We start from the raw sequence: 16,918 nt of genomic DNA, 5'->3' as shown, positions 1-16,918 counted from the left end.
GTCCCTTGCCTGCGCAACGTCAGGCTTACATCATGCGGCCTGTGACGCAACCGACTTGGATCCACGATGCAAAAGCCCCTTTTGTCGCTAGTCGCCCTGATGACACTGACCGTGTCTGCCACCGCTCAACAGCCCGGCAAGATCACGTCGGGCGCGACCGGCGTGATGGTCGATGGCAAGCCGGCGGCACGCGTTGGTGACACCACCACCGACGGCAAGATCATCGAGGGTGCGAAGGGCGTCTACATCAACGGCAAGCCTGCGGCCGTCGTCGGCGACAGCACCGAATGCGGCGGCAAGACCATCTCGGGCAGCACCGGGGTGTTCATCAACGGCAAGCCGATGGCCCGTGCCGGAGACAGCACATCGGGCTGCAAGTGAAATCGGCCGACCATCTCCTCCGGCATCGGAGTGGATCGCATCAACGAGGCGTTCCGCGTTGTTGCAAGCCCGTGACGGCCTTCGAGAGCTGAGCCAGCCCAGCGCATAGGGCAGATGAGCGAAGCGTAATCCGCCCCATGCACCACTCAGGCTACGTTTGCTTGAAGCCGGTCAGGAACGCATCGAGGCAGTCCTGTATCGCATCGATGCCGTATCCGCCCTCCTGGACGACGAGCGTCGGCAGACCCAGCGATTGCATTTTGGTCCCGACACTTCCGAAGTCCTTGGCGTCAAGCTTCAGGATGCCGATGGGATCATCGCGATGGGCATCGAAACCGAGCGCCACCACAAGGGCATCGGCACCAAATGCGCGAACGCGTGCGATCGCCGTATCGAGGGCTGCATTCATCTCGGCGCCGCCGGCGCCGGGTTGAAGCGGCAGGTTGAGATCGAAGCCCTCGCCGGCACCATGTCCGGTCTCGCTTGCATAGCCCGTATAGAACGGCACGAAATTCGTGGGGTCGCCGTGGACCGAAATCGTCAGCACATCCGGACGATTGTAGAAAATCTGCTGCGTGCCATCGCCGTGGTGAACATCGACATCGATGATCGCCACCTTGCCGAAGCGACTGCGCAATCGCTGCGCGGCAATCGCGCTGTTGTTCAGATAGCAGAAGCCGGTGCCGCGATCGGCGCGGGCGTGATGGCCGGACGGCCGGCAGAGCGCGTAGGCGGCGCGGTCTCCGCCGAGAATGGCGTCGGCGCCAGTGACCGCCGTTTCTGACGAGCGCAGGATGGAACGCCAGCTATCGGGGCCCATCGGCACCGACAGGTCGCCGAGATACCATCCCACCTGCGCGATAAATCCGGTCGACGGGCAATCCCGCCGCACAGCCTCTTCCGGGCGCCCGCTCCAATATGGGAAATATTGCGGCCAGACTTCCGGTCCGTGGTCGGGCAGTTGCGCCCAGTTCTCCCATGCAGTCTCCAGGAAGCGGACGTAAGCCGGCGTGTGAACCGTCAGCGCGGGCGCGGTGCCGTATTCGGCCGGCTTTTCAGGCGTGATCCCGTGCCGCGCCAACGCGCCGATCAGTCGCTCCGTACGAACAGGCGAATCCTTGATGGGCACGAAGCGGCCGTAGCGCATGAATTGCTGCGGCGAATGAATTGCCTGATCCGGGTGATAGAAAGCGCGCATGGATCATCCTTCCGTAACCAGGTCTCTTGGGGTAGCTCGCATGATTGGCTTGCCAATCGCGCCACGCAACCTTGGCCGGCGGATTACACCAGCCGGCTCTGCGCCGCCGCAGCCTTAATGAAGCTTGCAAACAGCGGGTGCGGTTCGAACGGGCGTGACTTCAGCTCGGGGTGATACTGCACGCCGATGAACCACGGATGATTCTCGTATTCGACGATTTCCGGCAGCACGCCATCCGGCGACAGGCCGGAGAACTTCAGCCCGTGCTTTTCAAGGCGGTCCTTGTAGGCGGTGTTGACCTCGTAGCGATGGCGATGGCGTTCGGAGATTTCCGTGGCGCCGCCATAGACGTCCGAGACCTTGCTGCCCTTGGTCAGTGTCGCTGGATAGGCGCCGAGCCGCATGGTGCCGCCGAGATCGCCGGCATTGTGGCGCTTCTCGAGTTCATTGCCACGCAGCCATTCGGTCATCAGGCCGACCACCGGCTCCTTCGTCTCGCCGAACTCTGTGGAGTTGGCGTCCTTGATGCCGCCGAGATTGCGCGCCGCTTCGATGACAGCCATCTGCATGCCGAAGCAGATGCCGAAATACGGCACGTTGCGCTCGCGCGCGAACTGCGCCGCGCGAATCTTGCCCTCGGCGCCGCGCTGGCCGAAGCCGCCAGGCACGAGGATGCCGTTGACGTGTTCGAGGAACGGCGCCGGATCCTCGTTCTCGAAGACTTCGCTCTCGATCCAGTCGAGATTGACCTTCACCTTGTTGGCGATACCGCCATGGGACAGCGCCTCGGTCAGCGACTTATAGGCGTCCTTCATGCCGGTATATTTGCCGACAATCGCGATGGTCACCGCGCCTTCCGGATGGCGGATACGCTCGTTGATGGTGTTCCAGGTCTTCAGCTCGGGCAGCGCCTTCGGCGTCATGCCGAATGCCGCCAGCACTTCGTCGTCGAGCCCGGCGACGTGGTAGGCCTCGGGCACCGCATAGATGTTGTCGACGTCGCGCGCCTCGATCACGGCGCTTTCGCGCACGTTACAGAACAGCCCGAGCTTACGACGCTCTTCCTTCGGAATATCGCGGTCGCAACGGCACAAAAGGATGTCGGGCTGGATGCCGATCGAACGCAGCTCCTTGACGGAGTGCTGGGTCGGCTTGGTTTTCAACTCGCCGGCGCTCGGAATGTAAGGCAGCAGCGTCAGATGCACGAACACAGTGTCGCCGCGCGGCAGGTCGTTGCGCAACTGGCGGATCGCTTCGAAGAACGGCAGGCCTTCGATGTCGCCGACGGTGCCGCCGATCTCGACCAGCACGAAGTCGTAGCCGTCGTTATCCGACAGGACGAAGTCCTTGATGGCGTTGGTGACGTGCGGGATCACCTGGATGGTGGCGCCGAGATAATCGCCGCGGCGTTCCTTGGTAAGGATGTCCTGATAGATTCGGCCGGTGGTGATGTTGTCCTGCTTGGTCGCAGGCCGCCCGGTGAAGCGCTCGTAATGGCCGAGATCGAGATCGGTCTCGGCGCCATCATCGGTCACGAACACCTCGCCGTGCTGATACGGCGACATCGTCCCGGGATCGAGGTTGAGATAGGGGTCGAGCTTGCGAAGCCGGACCTTGTAGCCACGCGCCTGCAACAGCGCGCCTAACGCCGCTGATGCCAGACCTTTACCGAGCGAGGAAACCACGCCGCCGGTGATGAAAATGTACCGCGCCATGGGACTTAACCTTTAAGGCTCCGAAACCGATTCGCCAAAACGAATCGCAGCCGTCAGCCGAGAATCGGTGAGGCTGTGGGTGACTTGAAAAACGAAATGATTGCAGCCCCTTGATGGGATCTGCTGATGCAGGACGGTAGTCCCCGTCCTGCATGGCGCCTCTGCTTTATTGCGAGCGTGGCGGTGCCGGCGCCGCAGGAGCCTGCTGTTCGTCGGATTTCTTCAGCGTATCCAGCAGGCCGCCCGAGGTTGGCGGAGCCAGCGGCGAGCCCGGCTGCGACACCGGTGCGGTCGAGCCCGGCAAGATCGAAGTCGGCTTGCGCTCATAGGTCGCCAGCCAGGACAGGAACAGGCTGGTCAGGAAGAAGCCCACCGCAAGGACGCCGGTGGTGCGGGTCAGGAGGTTCGCCGTGCCGCGGCTGGACATGAAGCCGCCACCGCCGCCGCCGCCGACGCCCAAGCCGCCGCCTTCGGACTTCTGCAGCAGCACCGTCCCGATCAGGGCCGCGACGATCATGAGGTGGATAACGATAATGACGCTTTGCATCGTGTCCTTCCATCGCAAGCACGCAGCGCCGATCGCCGGCTGCAGTCATGGCTTGCGGGGTTTGAATCCAGCGGTGTCTACACGATCGACCGGGGGATTGTCACCCCCGCGCCGACCGGTCTGGACCGCAAATTCCAGCATTCCGTGGGAGTTAGGGACAGCCCGCCGCAATCGCAAGGAAATCGGCCGCCTTCAGGCTGGCGCCGCCCACCAGCGCACCGTTCACATGAGGAACCGCCATCAACTCCCTGGCGTTGGATGGCTTGACCGAACCGCCATACAGGATGCGGATCGAGGCCCCCTCGTTCTTAAAGCGTTCGATCAAACGATCCCGGATAAACTTATGAACTTGCTCGACATCCTGGGCTGTCGGCGTCAATCCTGTGCCGATCGCCCAGACCGGTTCATAGGCCACGACCAAGTTACCCGATGTCGCGTCATCCGGCAGCGAGCCCTGGAGCTGGGTGCCGCAGACGTCGAGCGTCTTGCCGGCATCACGTTCGGCCTGGGTCTCGCCGATGCAGACGATCGCCTTGAGCCCGGCGCGCCAGGCGGCCAGCGCCTTTTCGCGAACCACGGCATCGGTCTCGCCGTGATCGGCGCGACGCTCGGAATGTCCAACGATAACAGCGGTCGCGCCGGCATCAGCCAGCATTTCGGGCGCGATATCGCCGGTATGCGCGCCTGAGACTTTCTTGTGACAATCTTGCGCCCCAACCGTGACGACATGGCTTCCCTCCTGACCGAAGCTCGATGCCTTTGACGCAAACGTCGCCAATAGCGTGACCGGCGGACAGACCAGCAGATCGGCCTTGTCCAGCACATCCGGCGCACCGCGCAGCATCGCTTCGAACTCGGTCATCGACGCCTTGAGGCCGTTCATTTTCCAGTTGCCCGCGATCAGCGGCCGAACGGCATCAGTCATGAGGATATCCTGTCATTTGAAAGAGGTTATCTGAGCTAACAGAGGCGATCCGCAAGCTCAAGCCGACTGGGCGTTCAGGCAGGTTTGGAGTTCAGGCAGGTTTGGTGACCCGCAAGCCGCGCTCTTGCTTGATCTGCTCAGCCGTGAGGTCCGGGGCCGAAGGATCGAACTTGCTCCAGCCCGTTGCGGCCAGATCGCTGCGGCGCTTGGCGATATCGACCGAGGATGGATGCAGCAGCGCCTCCAGCCGGTCTTTGTCGGCCACCTCGACCTTGGTACTGACGAGGCTGCCGCCGCGGCGGATGCTCTCGGCATAGACCTCGGCATCATTCACGGCCACACCGGCTTCGGCCAGCATCCCGATCACGCCACCAGCGGCGCCCGCGGCCACGGCGCCCGCTGCGGCCGCTGCCAGCCATCCGGCAGCCACGACCGGTCCGAGACCGGGAATCGCCAGCAGTCCGAGGCCAGCCAATAGTCCGCCGACACCGCCAAAACCGGCACCGATCGCGGCGCCCTTGCCGGCGCCCGCGGCATAGTCAGGCGCGTACCATTTGTCGGCATTGTTCGCGATGATGCTGATGTCGTCCTCGGCCACGCCGGCCTCACGAAGGTTGATGACGGCCTTCTGCGCGTCGGCGTAATCGTCGAACAGCCGGGAGATCGTCACCTTGCTCATCGCGCTATCCCCCACGGTCATTCCGGATTCGCCGAGACGTTGCCCTTGTAGTCGACGCTGACATGGACCTTCTTGGATCCGTTCATGGCAGTGCCACGCCAGATGCCCTGGCTATCGTTCACCAGCGGCGATACGTCGACATAGCCTTGTGACTCCAACGACTTGCGAGCCTGACCTTCGGTGAAACTATTGGCGCCGGGAAGTGGCGGCGTTTCTGTTTTCGGCTGCGAATTCGTCGACTCCGTCACCGTGGGCTTCTGCATCGCCGGATTTGGCTGCGCGCCTGCCGGCGTCAGCGCCATCCAGATGCCGCAGGCGGCAACTCCCGATCGCCAACCGATCTGCATGATGTCTCCCGGCAGGCCTGAACGCCCCGCTCAACAAAGCGGCAGCGGGCCGGAAAGTTCCATGTGTCGCTAATGCCTCGCGGTAGCGCCGGAAACCGCTTCAATCCGCCCCGCCCCAGCCGGTTGCGACCCGGCTTTTGCCACTTTATGATGCGCCTCCTATTTGGCGACGCCCTCCGGCCCCACGGGCTGCTGGTGCGAGCCGATTCCCCTCCTGACAGATAAGAAGACCCTATGCTTCGAGGAATGCGCAAAGCCTCATCCAACTGGATTGGCAAGACGATTATGGCCGTCGTGATGGGCGTGCTGATTGTCAGCTTCGGCATCTGGGGTATCGCCGACGCGTTCAAGGGCTATGGGCAATCCAAGCTCGCCACCATCGGCTCGACCGAAATCACGACCGAGCAGTTCCGCCAGCTCTATAACGACAAGCTGCAGCAGATTGGCCGCCAATTCGGCCGCCCGCTGACATCGGATCAGGCCCGTGCTTTCGGGCTCGACCGCCAGGTCCTGCAGCAGGTCGTTGCCGAAGCGGCCTTGGATGAAGACGCGCGTCGCAAGGGTCTCGGTGTCGGCGACGCCGAGGTGATGCGGCAGATCATTGCGGACCCGAACTTCCAGAGCCCGACCGGCGGCTTCGACGCACCGCGCTTCCAGCAGCTGATCCGCTCGCTCGGTTTCACCGAGCAGCGCTACATCGCCGAACAGCGCAAGGTGTCGCTGCGCCGCCAGATCGCCGGCACGGTCACGTCAGGCGTCGAACCGCCGAAGACGATGATCGAGGCGCTGAGCCGCTACCAGAACGAGACCCGCACCATCGACTACGTGAAGCTCGACGCTGCGCAGGCCGGGACCATCGAGGCACCCTCGCCCGAGGCTCTCGCCGCCTATTTCGACGAGCGTAAGACCCAGTTCCGCGCCCCCGAATATCGCAAGATCGCCTTCCTTGCCTTGACGCCGGATGAGATGGCGAAGTGGTCGACGGTTTCAGACGACGACGCCCGGAAAGTGTTCGAGGAGCGCAAGGACAAGCTCTCTATACCGGAACAGCGCCAGATCTCGCAGATCGTCTTCCCGAATGCGGCGGACGCCGAAGCGGGTCGCGCCAAGCTGAACGATACGTTCAAGTTCGAGGACCTCGCCAAGGAACGCGGCCTGTCCGCCTCCGACATAGATCTCGGCATGGTTGCCAAAGCGGGCATCATCGATCCCTCCGTCGCCAATGCCGCCTTCTCGCTGGCACCCGACGGTATCAGCCAGCCGATCACCGGACGGTTCGGCGTAACGCTGGTCAAGGTCGGCAAGGTTCAGGCCGGCACGACGCCGAGCTATGACAGCGTTGCCGCCAACCTGAAGCGCGATATCGCCATCGAGCGCGCCCGCGCCGTCGTGTCCGACATGCATAACAAGATCGAGGACGAACGCGGTGGCGGAGCCAATGTCGTCGATACCGCCAAGAAGCTCGGCCTCACCGCCGTCACCATAGAGGCCGTCGATCGCTCCGGCCGTACGCCGGACGGCCAGCCCGTTGCCGGCCTGCCCACGGGTGTGGACGTCGTGACCCAGGCCTTCAACAGCGATGTCGGCGTCGACAACGACGCATTGCAGGCCGGCGGCGGTTACATCTGGTACGACGTGCTCGGCGTCACGCCGGCGCGCGACCGTACGCTCGACGAAGTGAAGCCGCAGGTCGAGGCACGTTGGCGCGAGGAGCAGATCACCACCCGCCTGCGCGACAAGGCGGTCGACATGGCGAAGAAGCTCGAAAGCGGTGCCAAGCTCGCCGACGAAGCCGCCGCAGCCGGACTCAAGGTCGTGACCTCCGCGCCATTCAAGCGCGACGCGAGCGATCCGGCTCTCTCGGCCGGCGTCATCCAGTCCGTATTCCGCGGCGTCAAGGATTCGGCCGGACAGGCCCAGGCGCCACGCCGTCGGAATGGATCGTCTACCGGATCACCGACGTCACCGCGCCTGCGGTCGACATGGCCTCCGAAGACGCCAAGAAGCTGAAGGAGACATTGCAGCGCGGGCTGACCGATGAGCAGGTCGCGCAATATGTCACCAGGCTCGAGACGCAGATCGGCACCAAGATCAACGCGGAAGCCGTTGCGATCGCCACCGGCGCCGCGAACAGCAACACCAATTAGGAAACCCACGTCGTCATTGCGGGCGCAGCGAAGCCATCCAGAAGCAACAAGCAAAGGCTGGATGGCTTCGTCGCAGATGTCGCCTGCAATGACATGTGCATCACTCTGAAAGCATCCGATGGACAATCTCAGGGCAATCATTGCCAAGGTCGCGACCGGCGCCTCCCTCTCGCGTGAGGAAGCCTCGGCGGCCTTCGACAGCATGATGTCGGGCGAAGCCACGCCTTCGCAGATGGGCGGCCTGCTGATGGCGCTGCGCGTACGCGGCGAGACCGTGGACGAGATCACCGGCGCGGTTGAGGTGATGCGCGCCAAGATGCTGCGGGTCGACGCACCGGCCGGCGCTGTCGATGTGGTCGGTACCGGCGGCGACGGCTCCGGCTCCGTGAACGTTTCGACCTGCGCCTCCTTCATCGTCGCCGGTTGCGGTGTGCCGGTGGCCAAGCATGGCAATCGTGCGCTGTCGTCGCGCTCCGGCGCGGCCGACGTGCTGGCCGCCCTTGGCGTCAAGATCGATCTGACGCCCGACGACGTCAGCCGCTGCCTCAAGGAAACCGGCATCGGCTTCATGTTCGCGCCGGCGCATCATCCGGCCATGAAGAATGTCGGCCCGACCCGCGTCGAACTCGCCACCCGTACCATTTTCAATCTGCTGGGACCGCTGTCCAATCCCGCCGGAGTCACGCGGCAGATGGTCGGCGTGTTCTCGCGGCAGTGGGTGCTGCCGCTGGCACAGGTGTTGAAGAATCTCGGCTCCGAATCCGCCTGGGTGGTGCACGGCTCCGACGGCCTCGATGAGATCACCCTCACTGGCCCGACCTTCGTGGCGGCGCTGGAAAACGGCAATATCCGCAGCTTCGAGATTTCACCCGAGGATGCGGGCCTGCCGCGCACCGGTCCGGATTCCCTGAAGGGCGGCGACGCCCAGGAAAATGCGGCCTCGCTGCAGTCCGTGCTCGATGGCAAGCCGAGCGCCTTCCGCGACGTTGCGCTGCTCAATGCTGCCGCGGCATTGATCGTGGCGGGCAAGGTCAAGGACCTGAAGGAAGGCGTGGCACTCGGCCAGAAGTCGCTCGACAGCGGCGCTGCACTGGAGAAGCTGAAGCGACTGGTCACCGTCTCCAACGCAAACCCGTGAGACAACGATGTCCGACATCCTGACCAAGATCGAAGCGTATAAGCGCGAAGAAATCGCGGCCGCCAAGCGCGCGCATCCGCTCGCCTCCGTCGAAGCGCTAGCCAAGACTGCACCGGCGCCGCGCGGCTTCATGACCGCGATCCACAAGAAGCTCGACAAGAACGAGTTCGCGCTGATCGCCGAAATCAAGAAAGCCTCGCCGTCCAAGGGGCTCATTCGCGAGGACTTCGACCCGCCAACGCTGGCCAAGGCTTACGAGGCCGGCGGCGCCGCATGCCTCTCGATCCTGACCGATACGCCGTCATTCCAGGGCCATCTCGACTTCATGGTCGCCGCCCGCGCCGCCGTCAAACTGCCGGTGCTGCGCAAGGACTTCATGTTCGACACCTATCAGGTCGTCGAGGCGCGCGCCCATGGCGCCGACTGCATCCTGATCATCATGGCGGCACTCGACGATGCCCAGGCGCGCGATATCGAGGACGCCGCCATCGACCACGGCATGGACGTGCTGATCGAAATCCATGACCAGCCGGAGCTGGAGCGGGCACTGAACCTGCGCTCGCCGATGATCGGCATCAATAACCGCAACCTGCGCACCTTCGAGACCACTCTGACTGCCAGCGAGACGCTGGCGCCGATGATACCGAAGGATCGTCTCAAGGTCGGCGAGAGCGGCATCTTCACGCCGGACGACCTCGCGCGCCTCGAACGCGTCGGCATTTCCACCTTCCTGGTCGGCGAAAGCCTGATGCGGCAGGCGGACGTGACGGCGGCAACGCAGACGCTGCTCAAGCGTACGAACGGAATGCATTGATCATGGCCGGCAAGACGAAAAAATCGAAGCAGGCCCCGGCCCTCACCCACATCGATTCCTCCGGCGAAGCCCGCATGGTCGATGTGTCGGAGAAACCAGCGACCGAACGCATCGCGGTGGCCGAAGGTCTGGTGATCATGAGCAAGGCGACGCTCGACATGATCATCTCCGGCAATGCCAAGAAGGGCGACGTGCTCGGCACGGCCCGTATCGCCGGCATTATGGCGGCAAAGCGCACGTCGGATCTGATCCCGCTCTGCCATCCGCTGGCGCTATCCAAAGTCACGCTGGACATCACACCCGACAAGAAACTGCCGGGCTGCCGCGTACGTGCGTCGGTAAAGGTCACGGGCCCCACCGGCGTCGAGATGGAAGCGCTGACGGCCGTCTCCGTCGCATGCCTGACGATCTACGACATGATCAAGGCTGTTGAGCGCGGTGTCCGCATCGAGGGCATCCACCTCGTCGAGAAAAAGGGCGGCAAGTCCGGGCACTATCTGGTGACGGACAACACCGCGAATTGAATACTCCGCGGTCGCCCGGCATCAGCCGCAGACATACACGCGCCGCCATCGCCAACCGTGATAAGTCCGCACCCGTATAACGTCATAGCAGTTGTCGTAATACGGATAGCCGCCATAGGCGTAGGACGAGCCGAATCCGATCACAAACGGGGCGAAATTCCGGAAGTGGCGATTGTGGTGACCAAAGTGATGGAAGCCTCGATTGGACATGCCGGCGAAGCGTGCTCCGCCGGGCACAGCGGCGAAACGATTTGCACCGATCCCGCCGCCGCGCAGGCCGCCCATGGCCATACCGCCGCCGTGGAAGCCGCCTCCGTGAAATCCACCACCACCGTGGAAACCACCCCCGTGCCCACCGCCGTGGCCGCCCCCGCCGCCGCGCGCGGAAGCATCCATCGGCACGGACGTCATGCCGAGGGCCGCAATTGTGGCAAGTCCGATCAACATTTTCCTGAGCATGGCACACTCCTGTCGCAGGTGTGGGCCCCCATCCTCAGAACACCGGTTGCCGCAAATAATTCCCGATGATCGCCAGCGACATCGAACAAGTGGCCGTCACTTGATCATCGGACAACCGCCCTCGGCCATCGACCGCAATGCTGCGACAGCACGCTTCGACGAAATCGCGAACTGTTCGAGATCGCGCAGGCGCTCATCGAGCTGCTGTCGCTGCGCAACCATCTTTGCAGCCAGCACGACGCGCAATTTCTCATGAAGGTCCCAGAGCGCGTCATCACTGCGAAATCGCGATCCTGCGCCGTCATCGATCTTGTTTACGAACAATAACCGGGACCGCGCGCGACATGGGGGTGTTTGGCGGCGGTCCCGGGCCAGATCAAGCGACCAACCGGACGGATGAGACATCCAGGCTGGTGCTCGTGGCGGGATCAGCACTACCAAACAGGACGAGGCCAAGTGTGAATGCGCACTACTTAGTTACGCGCGCACGTTGTAAGTTTTGCGGTAACCTGAATAAGAGCGGATTTCAGCGATCGCTGTCATCACGGTGCTCGCGCACGAGACGCCGCCGGCTACGCTGCGGCTTCATCTCGCTGACGATCCACGGCCCGATCTGCGCATCGAGATGACGTTCATATCGTTTGACCAGCAACCACGCAGCAGGCGGCAGCAGCAAGACCATCAATCCAACCACAATCGACATTCCAAATCCTTTAAATCAAAGGGTTTCGATGTCATTAGGTACGTGGAATAGCCTTTTAGGTTTGAAATAGCCCGCATGTATTTTCTGCGGAGCAGCAAGTTACCTACCGATCCGCCAATTCCCGCAACTGGACCCACATCGATACCGGGAACGACTGACGTTGCCGGTATCGATGCGCGATAGGCTACTTGATCATCGGACAACCACCCTCGCCCATCGGCCGGAACGCCTTTTCGGCGGGGATGGTCGAGAGCAGCTTGTAATAGTCATACGGCCCCTTCGACTCTGCCGGCTTCTTGATCTCGAACAGGTAGATCGGGTGGATGACGCGGCCATCGGCACGGATCGTGACCTCACCGAATAGCTTGTCCTTGCCCTTGAAGGTCTTCATCTGCGGTACGACGACACTGGCATCGTCGCTGCCCTTGGCGGCCACGGCATTGAGATAGGCCAGCGTGGAGGCATAGACGCCCGCCTGATTGGCGCTCGGCATCTTGCCGTTCATGCCCGGCCGCGCCGCAAAGCGTTTTCCAAAGGCGCGGGTTTCGTCATCCATGTCCCAGTAGAAGGATTCCGTCAGCAGCAGGCCCTGCGCGGTCTTCAGGCCCATGCCGTGAACGTCGTTGATGAAGATCAGGAACGCGACCAGCTTCTGCGGGCCGTCCTGCATGCCGAACTCGCCGGCCTGCTTGACCGCATTGATGACATCCGCGCCGGCATTAGCTAGGCCGATCACCTTGGCCTTGGAGCTCTGCGCCTGCAGCAAGAGCGAGGCGAAATCGGAGGTGCCGAGCGGGTGCTTCGATGACCCCAGCACCTTGCCGCCGTTCTTCGTGATGTAATTGGTGGCTTCGGCCTCGATGCCCTGCCCCAGCGCGTAATTCACCGTGAGAAAGTACCAGTCGTCACCGCCCCGCTGCATCATCGCCGCCGCGGTGGTGTTGCCGGTGGCCCAGGCATCGTTGACCCACTGGATGGTGTTCGGCGAACAGTCCTTGCCGGTCAGGTCCGAGGTCGCTGTCGACGAGGCCAGGAAGGTCATCTTGGTGTTGCGGGCGATATTGTTGATGGCGAGACCGACCGACGAATTCGGCACGTCGACGATGGCGTCGACCTTCTCGACATCGAGCCATTTGCGCGCGATGGCGGAGCCGACATCGGCCTTGTTCTGATGGTCGGCATAAACGATCTCGACCTTGATGTTCTTGCCGCCGCCGTCGAAATCCTCGGCGGCCATCCGCGCGGCTTCCACCGAGCCCATGCCGTTAGTGTCCTGGAACACGCCGGAAATATCGTTGAGCACACCGACCCGCACCACATCGTCGGACACCTGCGCCTGCACCGCCGTCGCCATCACGCAGGATACCGCAGCGGCCAAAACTGTCTTCAAGCCCTTCATTATCGTCTCTCCCCTCTAACCTTGATTGCGCGGGTCCGGACGTTGCCGGTCGCGGTCTTACTTGCGAGTTACACCTGTCGCTCCGGCAGCCGGAGCACGAGGCCGTCGAGCGCCTCGGTGATCTTGATCTGGCACGACAGCCGGCTGTTCGGCAGCCGCTCGCTGGCGACGCCCTCCAGCAACTCATCCTCGTCGGCACCGACTGTGCCAACTTTGCCGAGCCAGCTGTCGTCGACATAGACGTGGCAGGTGGCGCAGACCGCGCCGCCGCCGCATTCGCCCGTAATGCCGTCGATGCCATGCAGCAGCGCCGTATACATGGCGCTATCGCCGTCATTGGCGCTGACTGTCTCGGCGTGGTCGTCGTGATGAATGAACGTAATGCTCGGCATGGAATCCTCAGGCAGGCGTGAAGGTGACCGGCAGGCTTTCGAGCCCGCGCAGCGTGTTGTTGTAACGGCGCTTGACCTCGCCGGTGATCTCGATCGCCGCGACCTTGCGCGCCAGTGCGGAGAGCATGACCTCGCCCTCAAGCCGCGCCACGAGCTGGCCGACGCACATATGGATGCCGGAGCCGAAGCCGACATGACCCGACGTCTTGCGGGTGATGTCGTAGCGTTCGGGATCGGCCCAGCGGCGCGGATCGCGGTTGGCGGCGGCCAGGAACATCAGCACCTTCTCGCCCTCACCGACACGGCAACCGCTGATCTCGACATCGCGCGTCGTGGTACGGAAGAAGGTCTGCACGGGGCTTTCATAACGCACGGCCTCCTCGAAAGCATTGCGCGCCAGCGACAGGTCGCTGCGCAGCCGCGCGAATTCTTGCGGGTAGCGCGCCAGGCAATAAACGGCAGCGCCGATACCGTTCACCGTCGTGTCCAGCCCTGCGGACAGCAATGAGCGCACCAGCAGCGGCGCCTCGTCGGCAGTGATGTCGCCAGTGTCGACCCGCGCATGGATGCAGGCGCCGAAACCGCCCGGCGCGAGATTGTCGCGCTGGCATTGCGCGGCGACATAGGCCTGATGCGGCGCCGAGCGTTCGATGGCGTCCTGGCGCAGCTGGTTCGGCGGACCGAAGGCATTGAAGACAAGACCGGCATAAGGCAGCAGGTTTTCGCGGCCTTCCTTCTGCAGTCCCATCGCATCGGGGAACACCGAGAGTGGATAGGCTTCGGCAAGATCCGCGACCGCGTCGAAACTACGCCGCTCCAGCAGTTCGTCGACCTTGGCATCAGCCGCCGCGGCAAAGCCATCGCGCAGTTGCTTCATCACCGCGGGCGACAGGACCTTGTTGAGTACCGCACGCGTGCGCGTATGCGCCGGCGGATCGGCTTCGAGGATGAGGCTCTGCGGACGCCACGGTTTTTCCCTGGCAAAGTCGCTAAGACCCACACCGCGGCTCGAGCAGAACGTCGCGGGATCGTTCAGGACTGCATGAACTTCGGCATAGCGCGCGACCGCGTAGACGCTCCATTTGTCGAGATACACCACGGGCCCGGCTTCACGCAGCACCTCGTGGGTAGGGTGCGGATCGGCGAAGAAGTCCATGGCGAACGGATCGACGTCGAGATGAACAATGGGTTGAGACGATGCGTCGTTCGGCAAGCCTCCGCCAAACGACAGCACCGGCGGGGTGTGGGGCGATGCCGTCGTGACCGTGGCAACCATGTGAATCTCCCATATTTTCTTGTTGGCAATTGTGGCTGCGTGTCTCTATTCCTCAGAACCATGTGATCTCGCCGATTTCGACGACGTCACGCTGGCAGGCAGGATCGTGGTGCATGAGCAAGAATGGATCGGGAAAAACGGTTCGAAAGCCTGCCAAGGCGAAAGTGACAAAGGTCAATGTCAGGACTGTCGCCGCGAGAGCGCCCGCGTCCAAAGGCGGGCAGTTGCTCGATCTCGAGCGCTATGTACCGGCCTTCATCACCTTCATTGCGAACAAGCTCTCGCGCAACGCGACCGCGCTCTATCAGAAGCGCTTTGGCGTGAATGTCACCGAGTGGCGCATCATGTCGCTGCTGGCGATCGAGCCCGGCATTCCCGCCTCGCGCATCTGCCACGTCATCGGCTTCGACAAGGGACCGGTCAGCCGCACGCTTGCCTTGCTGGAAGAGCGCGGCCTGGTCGCCATCAACGCCGACCCGGACGACGCGCGCACCCATTCGATTACGCTGACCACGAAGGGTCGCACGACCCATGACGCCGTTATCGTGACCGCGCTGGAACGCGAGCGAAAGCTGCTGTCCTGTCTGGATGAAAGCGAACGCGAAGTGCTGATCGACTTGCTGCGACGCATTCACGGCAATCTCGGCGCGGTAACCGGCTAGGCCACCACGCGTTACTCGCGCGTCATCCAGCGCTGTCCCGCACAAGCGGTCCACCATCGTTTCTCTCCCTGCAGGGCCCGGCAGTTGACTGCTCTCGTATGCGCCCTCTTTGGAAAGGCTCTCACGAATTAGTTGCCTAGGCAACAGAAATATCGGGACGGTTCGTCACGAGGGGGCAAGGATTTTCTGCCACGATCGCAGAACGTGCACTGCGGCCCGCCCGTTGCCGGATTTCACAGAGATTGTTAGAGGAAGCCGATGACCTTACCCCTCTCTCCCTTCTCCGCAGACGCCCTGCTGTTTGATCTCGGCCGCGTCGTCATTGATTTCGATATCGAGCGAACGGTGGCCGCATGGGCCGAACGCGCCGGATGCAAGCCGGCGGATATGCTGGCGCGCTTCGTTCGCGACGAGACGTTCTGGCGTTATGAGACTGGCCTTATCAGTGACGAAGAATTCTTCTCATTGTTGCGGAAATCGCTGGGCGTCACGCTCTCTGACGCAGAGCTTCTTGCAGGCTGGAATGCCACGTTTATTGGCGAAATGCCCGGCATCGCACCGCTGCTCACGCGGGCTGCGGCGCGCTTGCCACTCTACGCCTTCTCGAACACCAACACCGCCCATGTCGCGCATTTCTCACAGCACTACGCCGAGGTGCTTTCGCATTTCCGTGAGATATTCCTGTCGTCGACGATCAAGCTGCGCAAGCCTCACGCGGATGCCTACCAGCACGTGATCTCAGCTATCGGCGTCCCCGCCGAGCGCATCGTCTTCTTCGATGATCTGAAAGAAAATATCGACGGAGCTCGCGCCTGCGGATTGCAGGCGGTGCATGTGACCTCGCCGACATCGGTCGCCGAGGCGCTCAAGGCACTCGGGCTTTAGGTCCGCGAGATGCGCTGGAAGGCGATGCTGGTGAGCACGCCGAGTAATGCCCAGAACAGCAGGCTGGTCAGGACCGCCGCAACGACGAAACTGTGCGACAGCGTTTCGGGGACATCCGTATGGCCAGCCGGCGCCTGCGGCGCTCCGATCAGGTGCGGCAGGATGATCAGGCCAAGGCCAAGAATGGCGGCCCATGACGCCTTGCGGAAGACCAGCAGGCCGAGCCCCGCCGCGGTGGTGCAGGCGGTGCCGATCCACCAGGTCTGGCGCAGTGTGAGGTCAGCGACAGGCATTCCAGGTAATTCCGGCGGTAGGCCGAGGCCAGGCGCCGCCGTGAAGACGACGAAGCCGCCGAGACCCCAGAACAGCCCTTCCCGCCAGCTCACGGTCCGGCCACGCAGCGCGAAGATGCCGGCCAGCAACAGCGCGAAACCGATGGCCGTCAGGATATTGGCGCCCGTAGTGAAGGCATTGCGCTGCAAGCCCTCGGCAGGCTCCCATTCGGCCTCATGACTATGGGCGGCGGTGCCATGGTCGTGCGTATGGGCGGGCTGGGCGGCAGCCGTCGGCGCAGCAGCAGCAGCCGGAGCTTCCGCCTTGCGCTCATAAACTTCGCTTTTCTGGATCAGGGGAATGGTCCCGACCATCTGCGCGCCCGTGATGGCAGCGCCAGTGATCACGCCAGCCAGCGCTGCCGAGAAAACGATCGACCTGAAAACGGACATGT

Annotated in this window: 19 protein-coding genes and 1 pseudogene; 7 read left to right on the top strand and 13 right to left on the bottom strand. The window is 63.0% G+C overall.

Annotated elements, in window-relative coordinates; all coding sequences use genetic code 11:
* Positions 1-66 precede the first annotated feature (66 nt).
* Positions 67-381 carry a PAAR domain-containing protein gene (locus RSO67_RS00505; protein ID WP_315841891.1) on the top strand — a complete coding sequence of 105 codons (315 nt, stop codon included), beginning with the start codon at positions 67-69 and terminating at the stop codon, positions 379-381.
* Between the two features lie 151 nt (positions 382-532).
* Here RSO67_RS00505 and RSO67_RS00500 read toward each other — a convergent pair whose 3' ends face one another.
* The 6 genes from RSO67_RS00500 to RSO67_RS00475 form a co-directional block, all read right to left on the bottom strand.
* On the bottom strand, positions 533-1,579 hold the full coding sequence (locus tag RSO67_RS00500; RefSeq protein WP_315841890.1) for a histone deacetylase family protein: 1,047 nt from the start codon (positions 1,577-1,579) through the stop codon (positions 533-535).
* An 83-nt stretch (positions 1,580-1,662) separates the two neighbouring features.
* Positions 1,663-3,294, bottom strand: coding sequence for a CTP synthase (locus RSO67_RS00495; protein WP_068730833.1), 1,632 nt, complete (start codon positions 3,292-3,294; stop codon positions 1,663-1,665).
* Between the two features lie 166 nt (positions 3,295-3,460).
* Positions 3,461-3,841, bottom strand: coding sequence for a preprotein translocase subunit SecG (gene secG, locus RSO67_RS00490; RefSeq protein ID WP_089264515.1), 381 nt, complete (start codon positions 3,839-3,841; stop codon positions 3,461-3,463).
* 151 nt (positions 3,842-3,992) lie between these two features.
* Positions 3,993-4,766 carry a triose-phosphate isomerase gene (tpiA, locus tag RSO67_RS00485; RefSeq protein ID WP_315841889.1) on the bottom strand — a complete coding sequence of 258 codons (774 nt, stop codon included), beginning with the start codon at positions 4,764-4,766 and terminating at the stop codon, positions 3,993-3,995.
* A 91-nt stretch (positions 4,767-4,857) separates the two neighbouring features.
* On the bottom strand, positions 4,858-5,445 hold the full coding sequence (locus RSO67_RS00480) for a general stress protein (protein ID WP_315841888.1): 588 nt from the start codon (positions 5,443-5,445) through the stop codon (positions 4,858-4,860).
* 17 nt (positions 5,446-5,462) lie between these two features.
* A complete protein-coding gene (locus tag RSO67_RS00475; RefSeq protein ID WP_315841887.1) occupies positions 5,463-5,792 on the bottom strand; it encodes a hypothetical protein in 330 nt (109 codons plus the stop codon).
* Between the two features lie 234 nt (positions 5,793-6,026).
* Between RSO67_RS00475 and RSO67_RS00470 the strand changes: the two are divergent.
* From RSO67_RS00470 to moaC, 4 genes and pseudogenes are all read left to right on the top strand, one after another.
* Positions 6,027-7,939, top strand: a pseudogene (locus RSO67_RS00470) (SurA N-terminal domain-containing protein).
* A gap of 118 nt (positions 7,940-8,057) precedes the next feature.
* Positions 8,058-9,077 carry an anthranilate phosphoribosyltransferase gene (trpD, locus tag RSO67_RS00465; RefSeq protein ID WP_315841886.1) on the top strand — a complete coding sequence of 340 codons (1,020 nt, stop codon included), beginning with the start codon at positions 8,058-8,060 and terminating at the stop codon, positions 9,075-9,077.
* A gap of 7 nt (positions 9,078-9,084) precedes the next feature.
* On the top strand, positions 9,085-9,891 hold the full coding sequence (gene trpC, locus RSO67_RS00460; RefSeq protein WP_315841885.1) for an indole-3-glycerol phosphate synthase TrpC: 807 nt from the start codon (positions 9,085-9,087) through the stop codon (positions 9,889-9,891).
* 2 nt (positions 9,892-9,893) lie between these two features.
* Positions 9,894-10,415 (top strand): cyclic pyranopterin monophosphate synthase MoaC, encoded by a 522-nt coding sequence (moaC, locus tag RSO67_RS00455; protein ID WP_315841884.1) that lies wholly within the window; start codon positions 9,894-9,896, stop codon positions 10,413-10,415.
* 21 nt (positions 10,416-10,436) lie between these two features.
* Here the strand turns inward: moaC and RSO67_RS00450 are convergent, their stop codons facing one another.
* The 6 genes from RSO67_RS00450 to RSO67_RS00425 all read right to left on the bottom strand — a co-directional run bounded on the left by RSO67_RS00450 (position 10,437) and on the right by RSO67_RS00425 (position 14,524).
* Positions 10,437-10,874 carry a hypothetical protein gene (locus RSO67_RS00450; protein WP_315841883.1) on the bottom strand — a complete coding sequence of 146 codons (438 nt, stop codon included), beginning with the start codon at positions 10,872-10,874 and terminating at the stop codon, positions 10,437-10,439.
* 96 nt (positions 10,875-10,970) lie between these two features.
* The gene (locus tag RSO67_RS00445) at positions 10,971-11,198 is read right to left on the bottom strand and encodes a hypothetical protein (RefSeq protein WP_315841882.1); all 228 of its coding nucleotides are present in this window, start codon (positions 11,196-11,198) and stop codon (positions 10,971-10,973) included.
* A 202-nt stretch (positions 11,199-11,400) separates the two neighbouring features.
* Positions 11,401-11,577, bottom strand: coding sequence for a hypothetical protein (locus RSO67_RS00440; RefSeq protein WP_315841881.1), 177 nt, complete (start codon positions 11,575-11,577; stop codon positions 11,401-11,403).
* Positions 11,578-11,761: 184 nt separating this feature from the next.
* Positions 11,762-12,976 carry an ABC transporter substrate-binding protein gene (locus tag RSO67_RS00435; RefSeq protein ID WP_315841880.1) on the bottom strand — a complete coding sequence of 405 codons (1,215 nt, stop codon included), beginning with the start codon at positions 12,974-12,976 and terminating at the stop codon, positions 11,762-11,764.
* A 68-nt stretch (positions 12,977-13,044) separates the two neighbouring features.
* Positions 13,045-13,368, bottom strand: a complete 324-nt coding sequence (locus RSO67_RS00430) for a 2Fe-2S iron-sulfur cluster-binding protein (protein ID WP_315841879.1) — start codon at positions 13,366-13,368, stop codon at positions 13,045-13,047.
* Positions 13,369-13,375: 7 nt separating this feature from the next.
* Positions 13,376-14,524: a cytochrome P450 gene (locus tag RSO67_RS00425; RefSeq protein WP_315844398.1), complete on the bottom strand. Its 1,149-nt coding sequence runs from the start codon at positions 14,522-14,524 to the stop codon at positions 13,376-13,378.
* A gap of 233 nt (positions 14,525-14,757) precedes the next feature.
* Here RSO67_RS00425 and RSO67_RS00420 point away from each other — a divergent pair, with 233 nt between their 5' ends.
* Positions 14,758-15,306 (top strand): MarR family winged helix-turn-helix transcriptional regulator, encoded by a 549-nt coding sequence (locus RSO67_RS00420; RefSeq protein WP_116663532.1) that lies wholly within the window; start codon positions 14,758-14,760, stop codon positions 15,304-15,306.
* 258 nt (positions 15,307-15,564) lie between these two features.
* The gene (locus tag RSO67_RS00415) at positions 15,565-16,191 is read left to right on the top strand and encodes an HAD-IA family hydrolase (RefSeq protein WP_315841878.1); all 627 of its coding nucleotides are present in this window, start codon (positions 15,565-15,567) and stop codon (positions 16,189-16,191) included.
* On the opposite strand, the gene RSO67_RS00410 is transcribed toward RSO67_RS00415, so the two are convergent.
* The gene (locus tag RSO67_RS00410) at positions 16,188-16,916 is read right to left on the bottom strand and encodes a CbtA family protein (protein WP_315841877.1); all 729 of its coding nucleotides are present in this window, start codon (positions 16,914-16,916) and stop codon (positions 16,188-16,190) included. The genes RSO67_RS00415 and RSO67_RS00410 overlap by 4 nt on opposite strands.
* Between the last annotated feature and the right edge of the window lie 2 nt (positions 16,917-16,918).

This window comes from Tardiphaga sp. 709, assembly GCF_032401055.1.
Lineage (GTDB): Bacteria > Pseudomonadota > Alphaproteobacteria > Rhizobiales > Xanthobacteraceae > Tardiphaga.
The sequence above is the reverse complement of the archived record's forward strand: the minus strand, read 5'-3'. Positions and strand labels throughout refer to the sequence as shown.

Coding starts and splice junctions, on each gene's coding strand:
- RSO67_RS00415 (WP_315841878.1), top strand. CDS start 15,565: ATGACCTTACCCCTCTCTCCCTTCTCCGCAGACGCCCTGCTGTTTGAT.
- RSO67_RS00480 (WP_315841888.1), bottom strand. CDS start 5,445: ATGAGCAAGGTGACGATCTCCCGGCTGTTCGACGATTACGCCGACGCG.
- trpC (WP_315841885.1), top strand. CDS start 9,085: ATGTCCGACATCCTGACCAAGATCGAAGCGTATAAGCGCGAAGAAATC.
- RSO67_RS00505 (WP_315841891.1), top strand. CDS start 67: ATGCAAAAGCCCCTTTTGTCGCTAGTCGCCCTGATGACACTGACCGTG.
- RSO67_RS00440 (WP_315841881.1), bottom strand. CDS start 11,577: ATGTCGATTGTGGTTGGATTGATGGTCTTGCTGCTGCCGCCTGCTGCG.
- tpiA (WP_315841889.1), bottom strand. CDS start 4,766: ATGACTGATGCCGTTCGGCCGCTGATCGCGGGCAACTGGAAAATGAAC.
- RSO67_RS00410 (WP_315841877.1), bottom strand. CDS start 16,916: ATGTCCGTTTTCAGGTCGATCGTTTTCTCGGCAGCGCTGGCTGGCGTG.
- RSO67_RS00420 (WP_116663532.1), top strand. CDS start 14,758: ATGAGCAAGAATGGATCGGGAAAAACGGTTCGAAAGCCTGCCAAGGCG.
- trpD (WP_315841886.1), top strand. CDS start 8,058: ATGGACAATCTCAGGGCAATCATTGCCAAGGTCGCGACCGGCGCCTCC.
- RSO67_RS00475 (WP_315841887.1), bottom strand. CDS start 5,792: ATGCAGATCGGTTGGCGATCGGGAGTTGCCGCCTGCGGCATCTGGATG.
- moaC (WP_315841884.1), top strand. CDS start 9,894: ATGGCCGGCAAGACGAAAAAATCGAAGCAGGCCCCGGCCCTCACCCAC.
- secG (WP_089264515.1), bottom strand. CDS start 3,841: ATGCAAAGCGTCATTATCGTTATCCACCTCATGATCGTCGCGGCCCTG.
- RSO67_RS00500 (WP_315841890.1), bottom strand. CDS start 1,579: ATGCGCGCTTTCTATCACCCGGATCAGGCAATTCATTCGCCGCAGCAA.
- RSO67_RS00450 (WP_315841883.1), bottom strand. CDS start 10,874: ATGCTCAGGAAAATGTTGATCGGACTTGCCACAATTGCGGCCCTCGGC.
- RSO67_RS00430 (WP_315841879.1), bottom strand. CDS start 13,368: ATGCCGAGCATTACGTTCATTCATCACGACGACCACGCCGAGACAGTC.
- RSO67_RS00435 (WP_315841880.1), bottom strand. CDS start 12,976: ATGAAGGGCTTGAAGACAGTTTTGGCCGCTGCGGTATCCTGCGTGATG.
- RSO67_RS00495 (WP_068730833.1), bottom strand. CDS start 3,294: ATGGCGCGGTACATTTTCATCACCGGCGGCGTGGTTTCCTCGCTCGGT.
- RSO67_RS00425 (WP_315844398.1), bottom strand. CDS start 14,524: ATGGACTTCTTCGCCGATCCGCACCCTACCCACGAGGTGCTGCGTGAA.